Source organism: Longicatena caecimuris (genome assembly GCF_004341945.1).
Lineage (GTDB): Bacteria > Bacillota_I > Bacilli_A > Erysipelotrichales > Erysipelotrichaceae > Longicatena > Longicatena caecimuris.
This window is the reverse complement of sequence record NZ_SMBP01000005.1, coordinates 98596-118806: the sequence shown is the minus strand read 5'-3', so window position 1 is coordinate 118806 and position 20211 is coordinate 98596. Positions and strand designations below refer to the sequence as shown.

Below are 20211 nucleotides of genomic sequence, written 5' to 3'. Positions count from 1 at the left end.
GCATATGAAAAAGAAATTGCAGCTGCTGATGAGTGTGGTAATGGTCTTAGCAATCATGCTTACACCGATACAGGCAAACAGCGGAAGGATAAACATCCAATTGAAAGATCTGCCTGGCGATTGGGATGAGAAAGCAGGAGTGGTCTTTACGCTATATCAGGTAGGAAAGATGAGCGATGATGGAAAGGCGGAACTGGATGCCAAGTATGACATGAGCCTGCCAAGCGATGCCCAAGGATTGCAGAAGATCGCCAAAAAGCTTACCGCAAAAGAAGGGAAAGAGCTCATTGAAAAGAAGACGACCGATAAGAATGGCTGTCTGTCTTTTGAGAATGTCAAAAATGGCATCTATCTACTTGTACCCTCTCATATGGAAGCCTATGGAAGGATCGATCCTTTTATCGTGACGCTGCCAATGTATGAGGAAGTAAACAATGCTATTCAAGGACCTACCTATATGCTGCAGATAGAACCCAAAGCATCACCCAATGAAGAACCTATAAAACCAGTTCCTCCAGTGGATCCAGATGATCCTGAGGTTCCGGATGTCGAAGAACCAGAAAAACCTGTTGAACCAGAAAAACCGGTAGAACCGGATCAACCCGATAAGGAACCTAACGTACCGGAAACCAATGAACCGCAGAAAGAACCCAATAAACCAGAGACACCACAAAAGGAACCATCAAAACCAGAAGAACCAGAGAAAGAAACAGAGGAAACGAAAACAGGAGATACGACAAGAAGAGGTCTGTATGTCTTGTTGATCATGTTATCCGGTTTTGGTATGTATATCATCTATAATAAGCATAGGAGAGGGAGTGAATTAGGTGATGAAAAATAAAAAAAGATTCACTGCTTTTCTATTAGCAGCATCCATGCTGTTCATGAATACGAATTCCTCGTTGTTTGCCAAAGAAGAAGTAAAAGGGGAAGAAATTAGTGAGCAGACAGATAAACCAAGACAACCATCTAGCATAAGCTATGCCCCAACGCAGCAGGCACTCTTAGGAAGCACACCGCCTGAAGAAACGAAAGAGGAGCCAAAAGAAGAAACAGAAACACCAAAGGCTAAGGAAGCTGTTCAGACGGTAGAAGTCAAAACAACGATCTATCTGGATGCCAATAAGAATGAAAAGAAAGATAAGGAAGAAAAAGGTGTATCCGATATCGAAGTACGCTTGTATAAGATGCAGGAAGGGACAGCGGAAAAAGAGGCAAGCTATCAGGCAATCACCAACATCAAGGGAGAAGTGTGTCTTAAGGATGTAGAAACAGGAAGCTATCGCATCGAATATGAGAGCATGGATAGCGAGAAGGATCTGAAGGATTATACGATCATCCAAGAGAAGAAGGATATAACAAAAGCAACCGATAAAGAAAAAGAGCTTAACAAAAAGACAGACATAAAGAGAACTGAGAAAGAAAATAAGACGATCCTGTATCAAGAAGAAGTTGAGATCCAAGAAGGAAAAGAACTGGAAGCAGCCTTATATAAAGAGGCGAAAGAACCAGAAGAAACGAAGAATGGATCAAAAACTGAAGCAAGTAAGGAAATAAAAGTTGAAACAGAAAATAAAGAAACAAGCAAACAAGAAGTAGTGAAAAAACAAACAGAAACAGCAAAGGAAGAAACCACAAAGCAAGAAGAAACAAGCAAGAGCATTCCCCAATTGCATAAGCTGGCAGCAACCCAAGTAGGTGCAGCTTATGGAGCAGATAGCGATCTGATCAAGGCCCTGAATGAAGTGCTGGATGTAGAGGATTGGACCTTTCATGCGTATTATGTAGGACAAAGTGATAGCTATCAAATAGAAAAAAAGAATGACTTCAATCTGAAATATCAGATGGAGTTTCATAATAATCGAGATCTTGCGGCGAATGATGTAGAGATCCGGATACCGGCAGCTTTATTGATCGATCGTGATGGAAAAAAGATCATGCCAAACAGCATAGCCATTCCGGAAGGAAGCAAGGAGAACCCGGTAGCAAGTAAGATCACACCATTTAATTATTATCTAGATGAAAATACCAATGAATTAGTTTTCTTTAATTACAAGGATATTGTTGCTGGGTCCAATGTAGCCTTTCAGGTGCTCTATAAGAACATCGAGATCATGCAGATCGAGGATGGAACAAGCTGGAGTTTGACACCGAGGATCACGGTAAAGAAGGGGGAAGGATCCGAAGTAAAAGAAACCACACCGTTAAAAGGAACGATCGATACACAGATCAATCTTACGAACGTAAAGAAAAGCCCTTATACGACAGGAAAGAGCTATTATCCGGGAATCTATACGAAGAAACAGCTGCAAAAGACGGTAGCTAAGGTCGATCAAAAGTATCTGGATAATTTTGATGATTATTATTTTGTGGCATGGAAAATAAATATCGATATGAGTGCCACACAGCCATGGAACCTTTATCTGAAGGAAACACCGGGAACGGATGGTGAGCTGGTAGGATATGATTCTGATTATCAGCTTTCTTCCAGTAGCAAATATAAGGGATATCATGAGATCTATAAGGGAAAAAGAGCTAAGTCAAGTTCAACTTCCATCATCGCTGTTACGGCATATCCAAAGGATGGGGCAGAACCAAGCGGAGAATTTGTAAATAATGTAGATGTGATCGCAGAACCGGCAGATCTAAGGGATAGTGTGCAAACAAAGCAAAGCACAGCAAATTGGAAGTATGTGGATTATGAATGGAAATATCCAAATGATGCAGTAGGAGTCAATAAGACAGGAGGAGATACCTATCGAGGATGGGTAGAGGTCTTCAAGGCAAATCGTAAAAATGGACAGGATATGGGGAATATACCATTCCATGTAAACAGTCTGACCAGAGGCTATAAGATGACACATCATGTCACGAATGAAGAAAATAAGCTGGGAGAAAGGATCGAAGGGGCTGCCTATAAGATGACGACGGTGGATGATTTCATCTATGTCTATCCAAATACCGGGACATCAACGAGCCATAAGATCCTTGACAGTAAAGACTATTACTATAATCAGGTAACCATCCAGCAGAAAGATACCGGCTATGATCCATGGGAAGATGAAACCGCAGCACCGGAAGAATCAGGAAGCATGATCGTTTATGCGATGTATGAAATACCAAGCGAACATGCAGATGAGAAAGGTTGGGAAAAAGTAGAAGAAGTTGCATGGAAGGATAGCGGAAGCATGAGCTATACCTTTAGCAAGGAACAGCTAGCAAGAAGGCCATGGAGGGTAAAGGTAGAACATGAATCTGTAAACTATCATTCGACCTGTACGATCGATGTGAAGGTAACGATCAGGCATGATTCACCGATCTTCAATGCTCTCATCAAGGAAGAAGAGGAAGGTCAGAACCTGACCTTGGAAAACATCGCAGGTGTCATGACAGAAAAGCTGCAGGATGGAGAAACAGAATATGTTGTAACGGATACCACAAGCGGAACGACGAACTATGCAGAGCCGGGACTAAAGGAACTGACGGAAGCACTATATGATGGAAACCTATTGATCCGTGATAATGCATATGCTCAATTGTACTCAGCAGACAAGCATGCAAGATCATATAAGTATGGAACGAATTGGAACGATCCGGTAAATGGAAGGGTCAATCTGAAGTATAACATCATGGCATATGATGGCTATGAGGTATATGGAAGAGAGGTCGTCGAAAAGCTGAAGGAAGGAAAGGCACAGCAACCGGGAAGAAAGGAAGTCGTCTTCTATGACCTATTGCCATATGGGGTAAAATATGATCCTAGCGTAGATATCAAGGCAGGAAGGGTCAAGAGCACAGATCAAGGAGCCGTAAGACAAGAGAAGACCTGGGACAGCGGACAGGTAAGGGTAACGCTCGACTCAAAAGAAGATATCATCACGAACTATAAGAACAGCGGAAGGACGATGTTAAGATTCCATGTACACTATGAAGGAGAAGATCCAACGGTCCTGACCAGCTATGGAAGCGATCAGCTGTGGATGGAAGGCTGGGGGATCAGCTTTGGAGCCTATTATGACTGGAAGGATATCGATATCTGCAATGCCGCAACGAACATCTCAGCCTTCATGCCTGCACAGAAGGATGATACGGCATTATTAGGGCAGGACAACGAGGTCATGAAGGATAATGGGCAAGCGTATCCAAGCGGGATGAAGGAAGAATATCAGATCTTTGGAAGTGATATTGATAATGATGGAAATACTGAAGAAAAGACCGTCCTGTATGCAAGCACATCGATCTATGATGATATGGCGATAGCATCGAGCAGTGAGATCGTGAAGGATGTACGAGCAGATGATGATCGATTTGGCATCTATACGAAGAGTGCAATCGTAGAGCCCAAAGAAGGCTATACCTATGAGATCACGGTAAAGAATGCGAAGGGAACGCTAAAGAACATCGTCGTATATGATCTGTTGGAGGATGCACCGAACCATCTGTCAAGCAAGGAACATAAGGAAGATTTTGAAGAAAACTGGTGGTATGGAAGCTTTGATGGAGTGATAACGACAGCGTTGGAGAAAGCGGGAGCAAAGCCGGTCATCTATTATAATGAAAAAAGGGATGCAAGGATAACGAAAGAAGCAGAAGATCCAAGCAGCGTATTGACGGAAGAGAATGGTTGGATCGAGGCAAGCAGCTGGAAGAAAGAGCTGAAAGAGGTAAAGGCGGTAGCGGTAGATCTGAGGAAGGAAGGATTTGCGATAAAGGAGATGGGATCAATAAGCTTCCAGATCCATATGGTATCACCAGAGGAAGACGAGTCAAGAGAAGATGCAGAACATAGCAATACGGCCAAGGGAGACCGACCAGCATCTTATGCCTATAACAATACAGGATTCTATTCAGAAACAGAAGAGACGAAGATCAAGCAAACGGTAATAGGGAACTCGGTACAGGTGACACAGCATGATCCGGAAACCGTAGAGATCGTAAAGGAATATAAAGGAAAGGTACCAGAAAGCAGGAAAGGAGAAGAGTTCCGTTTTATCGCAAGCTATAATGGATCTAGCTATGCCACACAAGAATATCAGCTATTCAAGAAGATAGATGGAACTTGGGAACGTCAGGGAACGAATCGCGTCTATGCGACGGAAGCAGACGGAAGCTTCTATCTGCATGCGGAAGAGAAAGCAGTCTTCCAGGTGAAGGATAAGAATCAGTTAACGGTAGAGGAAGAAGAAAATCCATTCTGGAAAGTAGAAACAGAAATAAAGGAACAGGATGAGATCCAGATAAGGACATATAAGAATACATATCGCCCGGTGTTATATATTCAAAAGAAATTAGAAGGATATAGAAAGGATATGGATGTAAGCAAGGACACTTTCACCTTCAAGGCAAGCGCAGAAGGGAAAGCCTTAGCAAATGCAGAATACTGGCTAGTAGACAGCGTGCGATTAGATGGAGGCGTTCCTAAGAAACTAGGAATAGGAAGTACGAATGTGAACGGTGAATTCAACATCCATAAGAACGATATCATCGCCTTGTTCCCAGGAGGAGAAGGAACAAGCTATGAGATCGAAGAAATGCAAACAGGTGATGACTGGTTTAGTGATGATACAACAGTCAATGGAATAATGGTAAACAAAGGAAACACGGCGAGAATTACCAACTACTATAAATGGAAAGATGTATATCTGACAAAAGAGTTGAAACATCAAGAAGCGGACAAATGTGAGCAGGCCTTCACCTTTCAAGTAGAGAGCAATGGAGAACCATTCGTGGATGCAGAATGGGTCATCCTGAATGAGGATGGAACAGAAAGTGAAACAAAGGGAAGAACCGATGGCGAAGGTCGATTTAGCGCTGTAATAGCAGGAAAGACCGTAAAGATCAAAGGTTTTGAAGCAGGAACGAAGTTTAAGATCATAGAGATCGATGAAGATGAAAGCGATGATTATGAACCGATCACAGGAACAGCAGAAGGAACCATACCACTGTATGCATTAAAAAGCGATGCAGTGATCGTGAATGATTATCTGTTACGCCCATTAAGCGTATCCAAGATAGTAACCTATGATTCAACAGGAATGAGTGCGGATAAGATCACAGAGATCAATGAAACAGAATTTACGATGCAGATCAAGGTTAATGGAGAACTATATAAAGATCAAGACTATACGCTCATGCAGAATGGAAATATCTTGGAAATATCAAAAACCGATGCTGAAGGAAAATTCACGATCAGGAACAATCAGACCGCAGTCTTTGAAGGAATCGGAAGAGCAGGTACGAAGTATACTGTACAGGAACTGCAGGAAGAAGACACCCAATATCCACAGATCTATCCAACAGAAGGAAAAGCGGCAGAGGGTATAATTGAAAAAGGAGGATCAAAAGTAACCATCATCAATGGAACGGATAACACTTTAATAATCGGCAAGGAATATGTAGCAGGAGAAGAAGACAATGGAGCAGGAGCTGCATACGTAGAGGAACTTAAGACAAACGCAACAGCACGTGCCAATGAGAAGGTAACATTAAAGCTGGAAAGGATAAATGCGTCTGGTAAGTGGGAAACTTTTCCATCATCTAGTAGTACTTTTAAGGTCATAAATACCTTGACCGGAAAGATAAGCAGTAAATATTGGTATGGTCGGGATACTATACAACTGGAATCTTGGCAACAAGTCATTGTAGATACGTTGGATAAGGATGTACGATATCGTTTAAGTGAAGATAAGAAGGATCAGCATAAGCTCTATAAGAAAGGCAGTAATTTCATAGAAATCTCGCAACAAGATCCAAAGAATGATGAAGCGATTAGTGGTACGGTAGGAGATCGTCCATTAGCGATCATAAAGAATGAGGTCGTTGGAAGAAACCAGGAATCATCGATCCAGAAGAAGATGCATCTAGGATCGAATGAAGTAGCAACAGGAGCAAGATTGGTATATCAGGTAGAACGCTATGATGGAAAGGTATGGAATCCAGCAGAACAAGTACGTTATATTGTTGGAGATGATAGCGGATGGATCGATAAGCAGTCACAGGTCACAGAAAAAGATGGAAAGATCGTCGTTGAAAAGACAGAACAAGGATATCCGATCGTCTACTTTACGGATGAGGATGTAAAGATCAATCCAAGCAAGGTAGAAGAAGGGACGTATCGTATCAGAGAACTGATAGAAGAAAGCGATAAAGAATGGGGAATGTTATCAGGCTATATCGGACTAGCAGAAAGCTATAATGGCAGTTTAGATATCAAAGATGCGAATACATTCGTCAATAGCAATCGAACGACAACGATAGAGATAGCGAAAGAGCTAGATGTAGAAAGCAATCAAGACTTTACGTTTACATTGAAACAAGTGATGCAATCAAAGATAGAAACGATCGAATCAATAGATGAAATCTTGGAAACGCGGATAGGAACCAATATAGATTATGGGATCTATGATAGCAAGAGCAATGAAGAGATCGGGAAAGGCAATACAGGCATCACAGGTGAGATCAAGCTGAAAGGAAATCAATTTACACGCCTAGAAATAGCAGATGGAACGATCTGGCTAGTGAATGAGAAACAGGATACCCCATATATATTAACGGGTATATCTGGAAATGACGAGAATACCAAAAAATTATCTGATAATGCTATGATCATCCAAGGAAGGGCACCAATCATCCTTTCTAATTTATCTATTAATACTAATAAAAAATATTTTATGCAAGGAAGTGAAATAGATAAAGATGATTTTGAAGTAACAGCTATCTATTCTGATGAAATGACAAAGCAACTATCGAATGATGAATATGAAATAGATCAAACAATTATACCTAATAGTGGAACTGTCTTTAATTTGAAATTCACATATACAGACAAGAAAACGGGTGAAGTAATAGAAAAAAATAAGGCTTTAAACATAGCTGGAACGATTGAACTAACATCTAGCATGGTCGATAATGGTGTTGTAGATGCAATTACAGGAAAACCTATAGTATTAAATAAAGGGAATGTAGAAATACCGGAAATCATAATTAAGAATAATTATCCATATTTTATAACAAAAATAGGATTTGCAGCTTATCAATATAACACAGATATAACTAGTGTTAAGATACCAAATACTATAACCTCTATTGGTAGTCAGGCATTTTCAAATTGTACAGGATTAAGCGGGGAATTGGTCATTCCTGATTCCGTCATAATAATAGGAGGGAGTGCTTTTCGTGAATGTAGTAATTTGACCGGTGCTTTAGTCATACCAAATTCTGTAACATACATTGGAGAATATGCTTTTCAAGGATGCTCTAGTTTTTCGGGTGATTTAATTGTTCCCGATTCAGTAAAAAGCGTTGGAACTCATGCGTTTTCCAAATGTAAAGGTTTTGATGGTACGTTAAGTATAAGTTCTAACATAAATAGTCTAGGACCGAATGCATTTTCAGATTGTGTTAATATAACGGGTGAGGTTACTATTCCAAATAGTTTAGATGTTATATTAATGGGTACGTTTAGCAATTGTAGTTCTATCACAAAGGTTAATATTCCTGAAACAATAACATCTATTAAAGGACCAATGAATACTGTTGGAACCTATTATAAAGATGGAGCGTTTTATAATTGTATATCTTTAAAAGAGATTCAATTACCTTCTAAGTTAAATGAAATCGGAAATTGTTCATTTTACAATTGTAGTGGTTTGGTAAATAATCTTGCTATTCCTAGTACAGTAACAAGCATTGGTGATGAAGCATTTTATCAATGTGAAGGATTATCAGGTAATTTGAATATTCCAAATTCAGTGACAAGTATAGGAAGATACACATTCTATGGATGTAAAGGATTAACAGGTGATTTAATTATTTCTGATTCTGTAACTAGTATAGGTAATTATGCTTTTAAAAAATGCAGTGGTTTAAAGAAAGTGGAAATTTCTCAAAGTGTTAAAGTTATTAATTATGGGACTTTCTCTGGCTGTACTTCGTTAGAATCTTTAAGATTGTCAGATGAATTAACTAAAATTGAAGGTTATTATAACACTAATAAAGATAATGCAGATGAAGGAGCGTTTTATAATTGCACTTCCTTAGCAACTGTTAATATACCTAATACAGTTGAAGAAATAGGAAATTTTGCATTTTATGGTTGTAGTAAATTGAAAGGAAAGCTTATTATACCTAATACGGTGACATATATTGGTGTATATGCATTTTATAATTGTATGGGATTTGACGAAACTTTGACAATTGGCAATAACGTAAAAAATATAGGGAATTCAGCATTTTATAATTGTAAGGGTTTTAAAGGAGATTTGTCTATTCCAGATTCAGTAATAAGCATAGGAAATTTTGCTTTCTATAATTGTAAAGGTTTCACAGGCTCATTAATTATTCCAGACTCGGTAACAAATATAGGAGATTCTGCATTCTCTGATTGTAGTGGATTCACAGGATCATTGACAATTGGAAATTCCGTAACAAGCATAGGAGAATCTGCATTTAAAAGATGTAACGGCTTCACAGATTCATTAGTAATTCCAAATTCAGTAACAAGCATAGGTGGTGAGGCATTCTCTTATTGTGAAGGCTTCACAGGTTCATTAGTAATTCCAAATTCAGTAACAAGCATAGGAGATGATGCATTCTCTTATTGTAAAGGCTTCACAGGCTCATTGACAATTCCAGATTCTGTAACAAGCATAGGAAGTTCTGCATTCCTTTATTGTGAAGGTTTCACAGGCTCATTAATAATCCCAAATTCAGTAACAAGCATAGGAAGTTCTGCATTCCGTTATTGTGAAGGTTTTACAGGCGCATTAACAATTCCAAACTCTGTTATAAGTATAGGCGCATCAGCATTTAAAGGATGCAAAGGATTAATAAATGTGTCAATATCTGATGAAGTAAAAACAATTGAAAGTGGTACATTTTCTAATTGTACTTCATTAGAATTCGTTAAATTACCAAATAAGTTAATAAGTATAAAATGCGATTATTCGCCAATGTATTATGCTAGTGAGGGTGCATTTTATAATTGTACATCCTTAACGACAATTGATATCCCTGAAACAGTAAATGAAATAGGGAATTCTACCTTTTATGAATGTAAAGGATTAACAGGAGATTTAGTAATACCAAATTCCGTAACAAGGATAGGAGAATCTGCATTCTCTGATTGTAGCGGCTTCACAGGCTCATTGACAATTGGAAATTCCGTAACAAGCATAGGAAATAAGGCATTCTATGATTGTAGCGGATTCACGGGTGATTTAATAATTCCAAACACAGTAACAAGCATAGGTGATTCTGCATTCTCTTGGTGTAGTGGATTCACAGGAGATTTAATAATCCCAGACTCAGTAACAAGCATAGGAAATTATGCATTCTTAAGGTGTGACAATCTTGAAAAAATCATCATTCAAGGTAAATTTGAAGGAGAAATCTTAGGTTCTCCTTGGGGAGCTTATGATGCTACTATCGAATGGCAACCATCACAGAGAAGGGGCATGATATTATGAAATATATAAAACGAATCAGCGTACTATTGCTTGCTGCTTTCTGTATGGTCGCAGGTACGCAAGCTATACAGGCAGAGGAAACAACGAGAGTGACCTTTACCAATGAAGAGAATAAGACTCCTGACCTCTTTATCACCAAGCATGTGGAAAGTGCTGATGATCGCTATGAGGTACCAAAGGATGTAGCTTTCAAATTCGTATTGAAGCTAAATGAAAAGCTTGCCAATAAGGAACAATACCGTGTGTTTAATGAAAACGGTGATGAGGTATACAATCATCAGGATGGTACGATATCTTCAGAAACAACCAATAAGATACCTTTCATGACCGATCGTAATGGAAACTTTACCTTATATGGTGGCTATACTGCAAAATTTGAGTATGTCGGCAATGGGGTATCCTATGAGATCTTGGAGCTGCCGCAAGAAAACTTTCAACAGGTTTCTCCGGCAGCGGGGACCTCTGCCATCGGTACGATCAAACCAGATGGTGCCAGAGTTGAATTTGTGAATCTGTATATGCCATATGTTGAGCAGAAGACAACGGATCTGATCGTAACAAAGCATATCTCCTTTCCACAAGGTTATGTATATGATGGAGAAGATAGCTTTCACTTTACCTTGAAGCTGGAAGGGAAAGCATATGCGGATGAGGCATATACGATCAAGGATAGCAATACTGGCGAAGAAGTGAAAGAAGCAAGAACCGATGAAAACGGCAGGTTTACCTTAAAAGGCGGACAGAGTGCTGTCTTTAAGGAAGTCAAGGCAGATGTGGACTATGAGGTCGTTGAGGAAAACGCAGAAGGTTGGCGAGTATTGGGAGATGTAAAACAAAGCGGAGCGACACAGGCACCGGTAACAGCAGTACAATATACGAATGCGATCGCTTCCTTTGGGGTCAATAAGACAATGAGCGATAAGAGCACATCGGAAGAAACGTTTACGTTCTTGTTGATGGATCATATGAAGAAGGCATGGAGCAATGCAAAGTATGTACTGTATGATAGTGTGAGTGGAAAACGTGTAGATAATGTAACCTATACAACCGATGAGAATGGACATTTCACCTTGAAAGCGAATGAGACTGCCATGTTCTTAGGGATAGCACCGGGGATCCTGTATGATGTACAGGAAATAGTAAAACCAGGCTATATCCAAAAGACACCGGTAAGCAATGAAGGCTATGAGAACAAGGTCGTAGGCGATAATGTAGAGATATTGCCGTTCGTCAATGAAAAGATGAAGGAAGAAGGAATCTTATCGGTAACGAAGCTGATCGAGAATAAGACGGATGAGATACCGATGGATGATATCAAGTTCACCTTTGTGTTGAGCAGAAAGAACGGAGACGTATACGAAGCTGTCAAGAATGCGAACTATGTCATAGCGCTCGGTGATTCTGAAAGCACCTATAAGACGAATGAAGCAGGTGAATTTCAGATAAAAGGAAATCAGACCGCACTATTTAGGGAGCTGAAACAAAAAGAAACGTATAAGGTAGAAGAGAAACAGACGAATGTGGAATACACCATCAAGACAGAGGCCCAGGAAGAAGTATTAGAAAAGAACATCCAATTCTTATATACGAATGAGTATACACCGAAAGCGATCGATCTATATCTGAAGAAGGCAAATCGCGAAAAGGAAGGAATAGCAGGAGCGAAGTTCACATTGTATAGGGATAAAGAACTGACGAATGCGATCGCAAGCTATGAGAGCGAAACGGAAGAGAAGTGCATGATTGAAAATGTGCGAGCAGGAACCTACTATCTGAAAGAGACACAATCACCAAAAGGCTATCTACTCATGGAAGGGGTCATCAAGATCGAGATCACAAGAGAAGAAGGAACAGGGAAGCTGATGGTGAAGATAAACGAGAAGGAGTATGGCCAAAGCGAAGGGAATGAGCAGATCCAGATTGAGACGAAGAAGGTAGGAGAGAATGACGAGCTGCATATGGTGGTATACAATGATAAGCATTTTTGGATACCGATCACCGGAGGAGCAGGAATCTATGTACTGATAGGAATCGCGATGATAGGAAGTATAGGAGCTCTTGTGGCATTGCGGAAGAAAGTGAAGATGGAGCATTGATCAGAAAGTATAAAGAGGGCATAAAAGCATGATAAAGATGTATGTGATCGAGATATCAAAGATGCAGGAGATATGCCAACAGAAGACAGGGATAGCAGAGCAGCAACTATGCTTAAAGTTATTCTCTGAGGTACATGGTCAGATCCAAATGAAAGAACACGATTTCCAAAGCATATGGAAGATCATAACGCAAGATCATCCAAGAAGATATATAAGTAAAAAGGTACATGATCAGAAGAAACAGGGTTATTATTTATGTATAGAGGATACGAAGACCTTGATCGAATTGCGTAAGCGATTAACAAAGATCGAAATGGAAGAGGTATTAGAAAAGCTGCGGAATGAGGATCGTCATGTTTATCGCAATGATTATCTATATTATTTGGATGCGATGAAACGAGCATTGCTGGAAGGTATACAAGCTGCAATAAAAGAAGATTATGGTCTTGTCTTTTATTATGATTAAGGCAATAAGGATGTACGTGTAAAATGTTGTAATATGAAAGAAACCCCATGTGGGTTTTTTTCATGTATCCTCTAGTAAAAACGAAAGAATCTTAAATATTTCTCCTATATCATAATATTTTACCATTTATAAAAAATATAATGAAAATGGAAAGGAATAGAATATGGAAATACGATTTCTGTATAAAAAAACAGATGATCGTAATTCTAAAGAGAAGGAGAAACGTATGAAAAAAATCAGTAGAAGTATTTTTTCACTCATGATCATTGCGTGCATGATGATTGCGAATTTTAATATTAGTATTGTCAAAGTGCATGCGGATGAAACAGCGGATAATGCATTTGAATATCCAGTTACACAAGATGCTTATATCCGAAGCAAAAGTCCAAATACAAATTATGATTATGAAGAAATTACCAGTGCGCATGGTTCGCAATATGTTGGGAAAGGTTACAAGTCTATTAGTACCAAATATGCGCCAACAGATGAAATCATCAGTGCAATGAAGGTAAAACTTCCAACAGAAAAAGATTTAGAAGAAAAAAAATTTAATAAATTTGTATTTGAATTTCACATGATTCGAAATCCTGGTTATAAAAATGGGGATCAGACATATATTTATTACTATTCCTCAGACACAAATTGGGATGAGAAAACGTTGACGTGGAATACAAAACCGTCATTTATGAAACGTAATGCTGAAAAGGAATTATTCCGTTTCAAAATTGCTAAGGATGAAAATTTTGAGGCTAAAACAGAAGATGAAAGAACAATGTCTTTTGATGTGACTGATCAGGTCTTAGAATTAATCCATAATGGTGTGGAAGAAATCACTATTTTTGGTACCGGCGATACAGATTGCGGCATGTCAATACAAGTACATGCCAAAGAAACAGCACCTGCTGAGTTCAGACCAAAATTAATTGGCTCTTTTGATGAATATACAAAAGAGATGCTTACTACTTTGGTTGAACAATGCACAGCATTAAAAGAAAGTGATTATACAAAAGATACATACAGTGTGTTAAAAGAAAAGCTTGTCAATGCCAATAAAGTATTGGCTGCTCAAAATCCAACAAACGATGAAATCAAAGTTGTTTATAAGGAATTAGAAAATGCGTATAAAAATCTTGTAAGTGTATTAGATCCTAACGATGCGGATAATATCGCATATCAAAAGCCTACTAGAAGCAATTTGGCAAAGCAAGAAGTATATAAAGTAACGGATGGAGATGTGAATACGTATTGGAAGGGTACATTCTATCCATCTTATGTGGACATTGATTTAATGGATGTTTATAAGTTAACAGATCTTAAATTATTTGTTCCAACAGGAAAAATAGTAAATTATACGATTTATGGAAGCAATGATGGTAAAAATTACGATAAACTTTACCAGACAAGAGAACAGCAGCCAGCCCTTGCACAAGGAGATAAAATTCATTTCGACCAGCCGCAATCTTATCGTATCATTCGTGTTTATATGGAATATACAAAAGGCGAAAATGCGGCATATGTTTCTGAAGTCAGAGCTTATGGGACTAAGACCAATACGAATGAAGAAGAATTACGTAAGGGAACGTTTGAAGATATCTTAGGTATTCAGGCATTTGAAGATACTGCTTATGCAGCTTTAATTACAAAACAGGAAACGTATGACAATATTTATGGTATTATCGATCGTACGATTGGTGCCGAATATCGTGATTGGTTTACCTTTGAATTAGATCCGACTGCAGATGCAAAGATGGATTATTTCGAATTGAGTAATTTAGATGGCAAAATACATATCAAAGGGAATGTCGGAACCTCTATTACGTATGGTTTGAATTATTATTTTAAAAACTATTTGAAGGTTCAGATTTCGGAACAGACAATGCAGGTGAACATGCCTAAAGAAATCGTCAAAGTGGAAGGCACTGTTCGAAAAGAAACACCATATAAGGTTCGCTATGCTTATAACTATTGTACTCTCAGTTATACATTTGCATTCTTTGGCGAAGAAGAGTGGCAAAGAGAAAACGATTGGTTAGCGCTAAATGGAGTTAATGTCGTATTAGATGTTGCAGGACAAGAAGCTACTTGGATTAAATTTTTAATGAATTTTGGATATTCTTTTGATGATGCAAAAGATTGGTTAGTAGGTCCTTCTTACTATGCATGGCAGTTTATGCAAAATATTGAAACCTTTGGTGGACCGATTCCAGATCAATATGTTGTAGATCGTGTAGAATTGGCAAGAACGACACAGCGTTGGAAAAATTCTTTAGGAATGAATACGGTATTACAGGGATATGCCGGTATGGTTCCAACAAACTTTAGTGAATTCCAACCAAATGTGCCTTTAACGGCGCAAAAAAGCTGGGGCGGCTTAGCAAGACCAAGCATGATACCTACAGATTCACCATATTATGATGAATATGCTAAATTATTCTATGAAGCACAAGAATATATATATGGGGCAACCTCAGATTATTATGCCGTTGATCCTTATCATGAAGGTGGTACACGTCCAGAAGGCTTGAGTGATGAGACAGTGGCAAGAGAAGTTTTGAATTCTTTATTAGATTATGATAAAGATGCTGTATGGGTCGTACAGGCTTGGCAGAGCAATCCAACCGATGGTTTGTTAAATGGTATGGGAGAATATCGAGAAAATCATGTCTTGATTGTTGATTTGATTAAATATCCTATAAAATCATGGACGAAGTACAATAAATCAGAATTTAAAGGTACTAGTTGGGCATGGGGATTACTCGGTGGTTTTGGAGGCAATCCAACCATGAACGGCGAGATGCAAACAATGGTCAATGATATTCAAACGGCGAAAAAAGAACGAACACATATGGCTGGTTTGGGTATTATTTCAGAAGCGCAGTATGATAATCCCGTTTTATATGATTTGATTTTTGATTTGGCATGGGTTGATGATGATTTCAGCTTAGATCAATGGTTAAACAAGTATATTGAAAGGCGTTATGGGGGAACGAGCGATAATGCCAAAGAAGCTTGGAAAATCATGAAGAATGCCAATTATAATCATGGAGTGCGTTTTACTGCACAAGTTTATGGTATGAAAGGAAAGTCACCACAAGATTATGGGAAACAAAATATCTCATATGGTGCTGATAAATTGGAAACGGCATTCCGTTTATTAATTGAAGATTATGATAAGTTTAAAGATAGTGAATGTTATCGTTATGATCTGACAGAAATTATGCGTCAGATGGTAAGTAATTATTCAACCTTGACGTATAACAATGTTATTGATGCGCGTGAGGATAAAAACATTGAAAAGTTTAAAGAAGAGAAAGCAAAATTTTTGAAGTCTTTTGATGTTTTAAACGATATTCAGGAAACACAGGTTGATCAGCTTGCTGGAGAGTGGATTGGGAAAGCACAAGATCGAGCTGCTGATTATGATGATTTTGCGAAAGATGCGTTTGAAATGAATGCGAAAGCATTGATTACTTCTTGGGCATCTCGAAGCAGCGCCGGTGGATTAAAGGATTATGCATGGCGTAATTATCAGGGCATGTTTATTGATTTATATAAACAAAACTGGATTGATTATTTAGATCAAGTGGAAGCTAATTTAGAAAATGGCTCACCGATTACGTTTGCCGCTAACTTTGAAGTATATTGGAAATGGGTATTAGGTGATCAAACGTATACCAGAGTTGCCAAAGACAGTCCGGAAGAAATGCAGGTTGTTATTCAGGAAGTGTTGGATAACTGCATGTTATCCGGTGAAATGGATCCAAATGCTGGAAATAAAGCACTTCATCGGGTTGTGAAAACAGATACCAAGAAATTAGAGGGCGCTTTAAAAAATGTCACGGATGGGGATGAGAGCAATACGGTGACATTCCAGAATGAAGATGGAAAAGCGGCAGTAGAAACAAGTATTGATCTGGTTGGTGAATTCCAATTATCACAAATTCAAGTAGTCGCAGACGCTTGTACCTTTGATAAATACGAAATTTATACAAGTGTTGATCAGCAAGCATGGAAAAAAGTAGGGGAAGTGGCGGCAGCAGATATCGCCGAAAAGGGAAATGTTATTGAAGTCAGTGATGCAATCGGCCGTTTTGTGAAGGTGACGGCGATTGCGGAAAATAGTAAGGATACACATACGATTACCTACAAGGAAATCAGAGTGTATGGAGAACAGGTGCTGGCTACTATGGAACAACTGCAAAGACTTGTTGCCTATGCGGATACGATTGATCTTACCAAGAGTGATGCTATGTATGTGGAAAGCTTTACAAAGGCATTGCAGGCTGCAAAAGAAGCAATTAAGAATGATGAAAATCTGGATAATGTGAATACCGTGTATTGGGCATTATATGATAACATCTTGAATTTAAATTTAAGTGATTTGATCAATCTTGGATTAACCAAAGTGAAAAAAGTAACGGCAATGAATGATCCTTCTGGTAATTCTCAACATATCGTAGATGGTGAAATAGAGACTGGTTGGAATTCCGGACGCCTGAGTCCAACAGGAAAACCATATCAGGATGATCCAATCATGCCGGGATGGGTTATCATTGAATTGGATGATGTTTACAATATTAGTGATTTGAATGTGCAATTCAGTGCTTCCCGTGGTAATTTATGGCACAATTATGAATTGTATACCAGCGTTGATGGTAATGAATGGGTGAAAGTCGGCGAAAAAACATCGCAGAATAAACCTAATAAAGCAGAGGATTCTTATGCTTTACAACAGGTAAAAGCAAAATTTATTAAGATGGTGACAACGAATATTCAACGTGAAGCCGATGATCAAAAACGTAGTTCTTATAATGTTGGAGAATTACAGATCATGGGTAGTGCCATCGTAAAGGTGGATACTACAGCGCTGGAAGCTTTGATTGCTGAAGTAAAAGCATTGAAAAAAGATGACTACACAGCACAAAGCTATCAGATAGTGACTAAACAGCTAGAAGTAGCAGAAGCATTGTTAAAAAAAGATGAGATAAGTGAAGAGGATGTTAAGAAAGTGGCCTTTGCATTGCAGAGTGCTAAGGATGCTTTGGTGGAAAAGGCAAGTGTTGAAAGTGTAACTAAGTTAGAAAGTCTTGTAAAAGAGGCAATAGGCATGAAAGACGCCTATTCTGAAGATGCCTTTAAGGATGTACAAGCGGCTATGGATGCAGCCGAAAGCTTGTTAAAAGATCTTGCTAATATGAGTGAAGAAGATGCGAAAGAAAGTATTTCTATGTTATCTTCAGCTATTGAAACACTTAAAAACGTGACTTTGCAAGAAGCGAAAAAGCAATTATCAGAAACAATCCAGCAGGCACGCGCGTTGCTTGAGGATGAAACTATTGCACAGATGACGGCAGAGAGTGTAAAAGCGTTACAGGCAGCTTTGACAAAAGCCAATGAAGTATATGAAGATCAAGAAGCAACTCTTGCACATATCAAGGAAGCACAAACCACTTTAACAAAGGCTATAAAAGGTTTGGAACCAATTAAAACTGATACGAGTGCTTTAAGAACATTAATTGCGGCAGTAGAACAGCTTGCAGAAACAGACTATACAGCAAACAGCTATAAAGTGGTTGCTGAAAAGTTACAAGTAGCAAAAGCAGTACTAGAAAAAACAAACCCAAGTGCTGAAGAAGTGAAAAAGGCAGAGCTTGCATTACAAAATGCCCAGAAAGCGTTAGTTGTAAGAGCTAGCAAGGAAAGTGTAGCTGTATTAAAGCGACTTGTTGAAGATGGCAAGAAAATGAAAGATGCTTATACTGAGGAAGCCTTTAAGGATGTGCAGACAGCGTTAGATTTGGCACAAGGTTTATTGACAGATCCATCAAATATGGCGGAAGTAACTACAAAAGAAGTCGTGCTATCTTTATCTACAGCTATCGATGCATTGCATAAGCTTACCCTACAAGAAGCGAAAGAGCAGCTTACCGAAATGATTACGTATGCAGATACACTGTTAAAAGCAGATACTATTGAACAAATGACTGCAGAAAGCGTACAGGCATTACAAACGGCGCTGAAACAGGCGAAGGAAGTAATAGCAAACGAAAAAGCATCACTTGAACAAATTAAGACGACTCATACAACTCTTGTGAATGCAGTAAAAGGATTAAAACCACAAGAGCCAGTGACGCCTGATACAACGGCACTACAAACACTTATTAAAGAAGTGGAAAAGGTAACAGCTGATCTTTATACGGTGCAAAGCTATGAAGCACTTAGCAAGAAATTGCAAGATGCTAAAGCGGTATTGGAAAAAACAAATCCAAGTGCAGATGAAGTAAGCAAAGCAGAACTTGAATTACAAAGTGCGAAAAATGCACTCGTCGTTAGAGCAAGCAAGGAAAGTGTAGAGATATTAGAAACACTTGTTGAAGAAGGTACGAAATTAAAAGATATCTATACAAAAGATGAATTTAAGGACGTGCAAACGGCTTTAACATTGGCAGAAAGTTTATTAAAAGATCCATCTAATATGAGTGATGAGGAAACCAAAGAAGTTGTGTTATCTTTATCTACAGCCATTCAAGCGTTAAAGGATCTGACACTTCAAGCGGCAAAGAAACAGCTGCTGGAAATGATACAATATGCGGATGTATTGTTAAAGGGTGAAGATATTAAGCAAATGACATCTAAGAGTGTTCAGGCGCTACAAACATCTTTAAAACAGGCCAAGGAAATTTATAAGGACGAAAAAGCAACGCTTGAAGATATAAAAGCAATGCATAACACCTTGGTAACGGCCATCAAAAAGCTGGAAGTAAGGCTGGATACAACGAAATTAGATCGTGAAATTACCATTGTCGAAGATATGCTTAACCATATTGATCGATATGAGCCTTCTTCGGTTGCAAAACTTAAAGATGCTTTCCAACATGCAAAAGATGTGAAAAAAACTGCTAAGAATCAGCAGGAACTGGATGAAGCATTACGATTGCTAAAAGAAGAAAGACAAAAAGCTATACGATTAAAAGATAAAGATACAACTATAGGTGATAAAGATACAAATGTAAGTGATAAAGACAAAACTGAGGGAACAAAGGATACGGTTGATGTTCCTACAGGGGATACCAGTGCAACAGGTGTATTTGCAGGCTTGCTGATCATTGCTGGTGGAGCTATTATTACCTTATTGAAAAGAAAAAAGCGCGTATAGTTGTATGCGATAAGAAAAGCCAGCGGG

At 38.7% G+C, this 20211-nt stretch carries 5 protein-coding genes; all 5 read left to right on the top strand.

Annotated elements, in window-relative coordinates; genetic code table 11:
* The first annotated feature begins 4 nt into the window (after positions 1–4).
* The 5 genes from EDD61_RS04520 to EDD61_RS13920 all read left to right on the top strand — a co-directional run bounded on the left by EDD61_RS04520 (position 5) and on the right by EDD61_RS13920 (position 20184).
* Positions 5–841, top strand: coding sequence for a pilin N-terminal domain-containing protein (locus EDD61_RS04520; protein ID WP_132224249.1), 837 nt, complete (start codon positions 5–7; stop codon positions 839–841).
* Positions 831–10466, top strand: coding sequence for a leucine-rich repeat domain-containing protein (locus tag EDD61_RS04510; protein WP_207900969.1), 9636 nt, complete (start codon positions 831–833; stop codon positions 10464–10466). Before EDD61_RS04520 ends, EDD61_RS04510 begins: the two co-directional genes overlap by 11 nt.
* Positions 10463–12562, top strand: coding sequence for an MSCRAMM family protein (locus tag EDD61_RS04500; protein ID WP_132224247.1), 2100 nt, complete (start codon positions 10463–10465; stop codon positions 12560–12562). Before EDD61_RS04510 ends, EDD61_RS04500 begins: the two co-directional genes overlap by 4 nt.
* Positions 12563–12590: 28 nt before the next feature.
* Complete coding sequence (locus EDD61_RS04495; RefSeq protein WP_132224245.1) at positions 12591–13028, top strand: hypothetical protein; 438 nt, start codon at positions 12591–12593, stop codon at positions 13026–13028.
* A 226-nt stretch (positions 13029–13254) separates the two neighbouring features.
* A complete protein-coding gene (locus tag EDD61_RS13920) occupies positions 13255–20184 on the top strand; it encodes an alpha-N-acetylglucosaminidase TIM-barrel domain-containing protein (RefSeq protein WP_207900968.1) in 6930 nt (2309 codons plus the stop codon).
* The last annotated feature ends 27 nt before the right edge of the window (positions 20185–20211 follow it).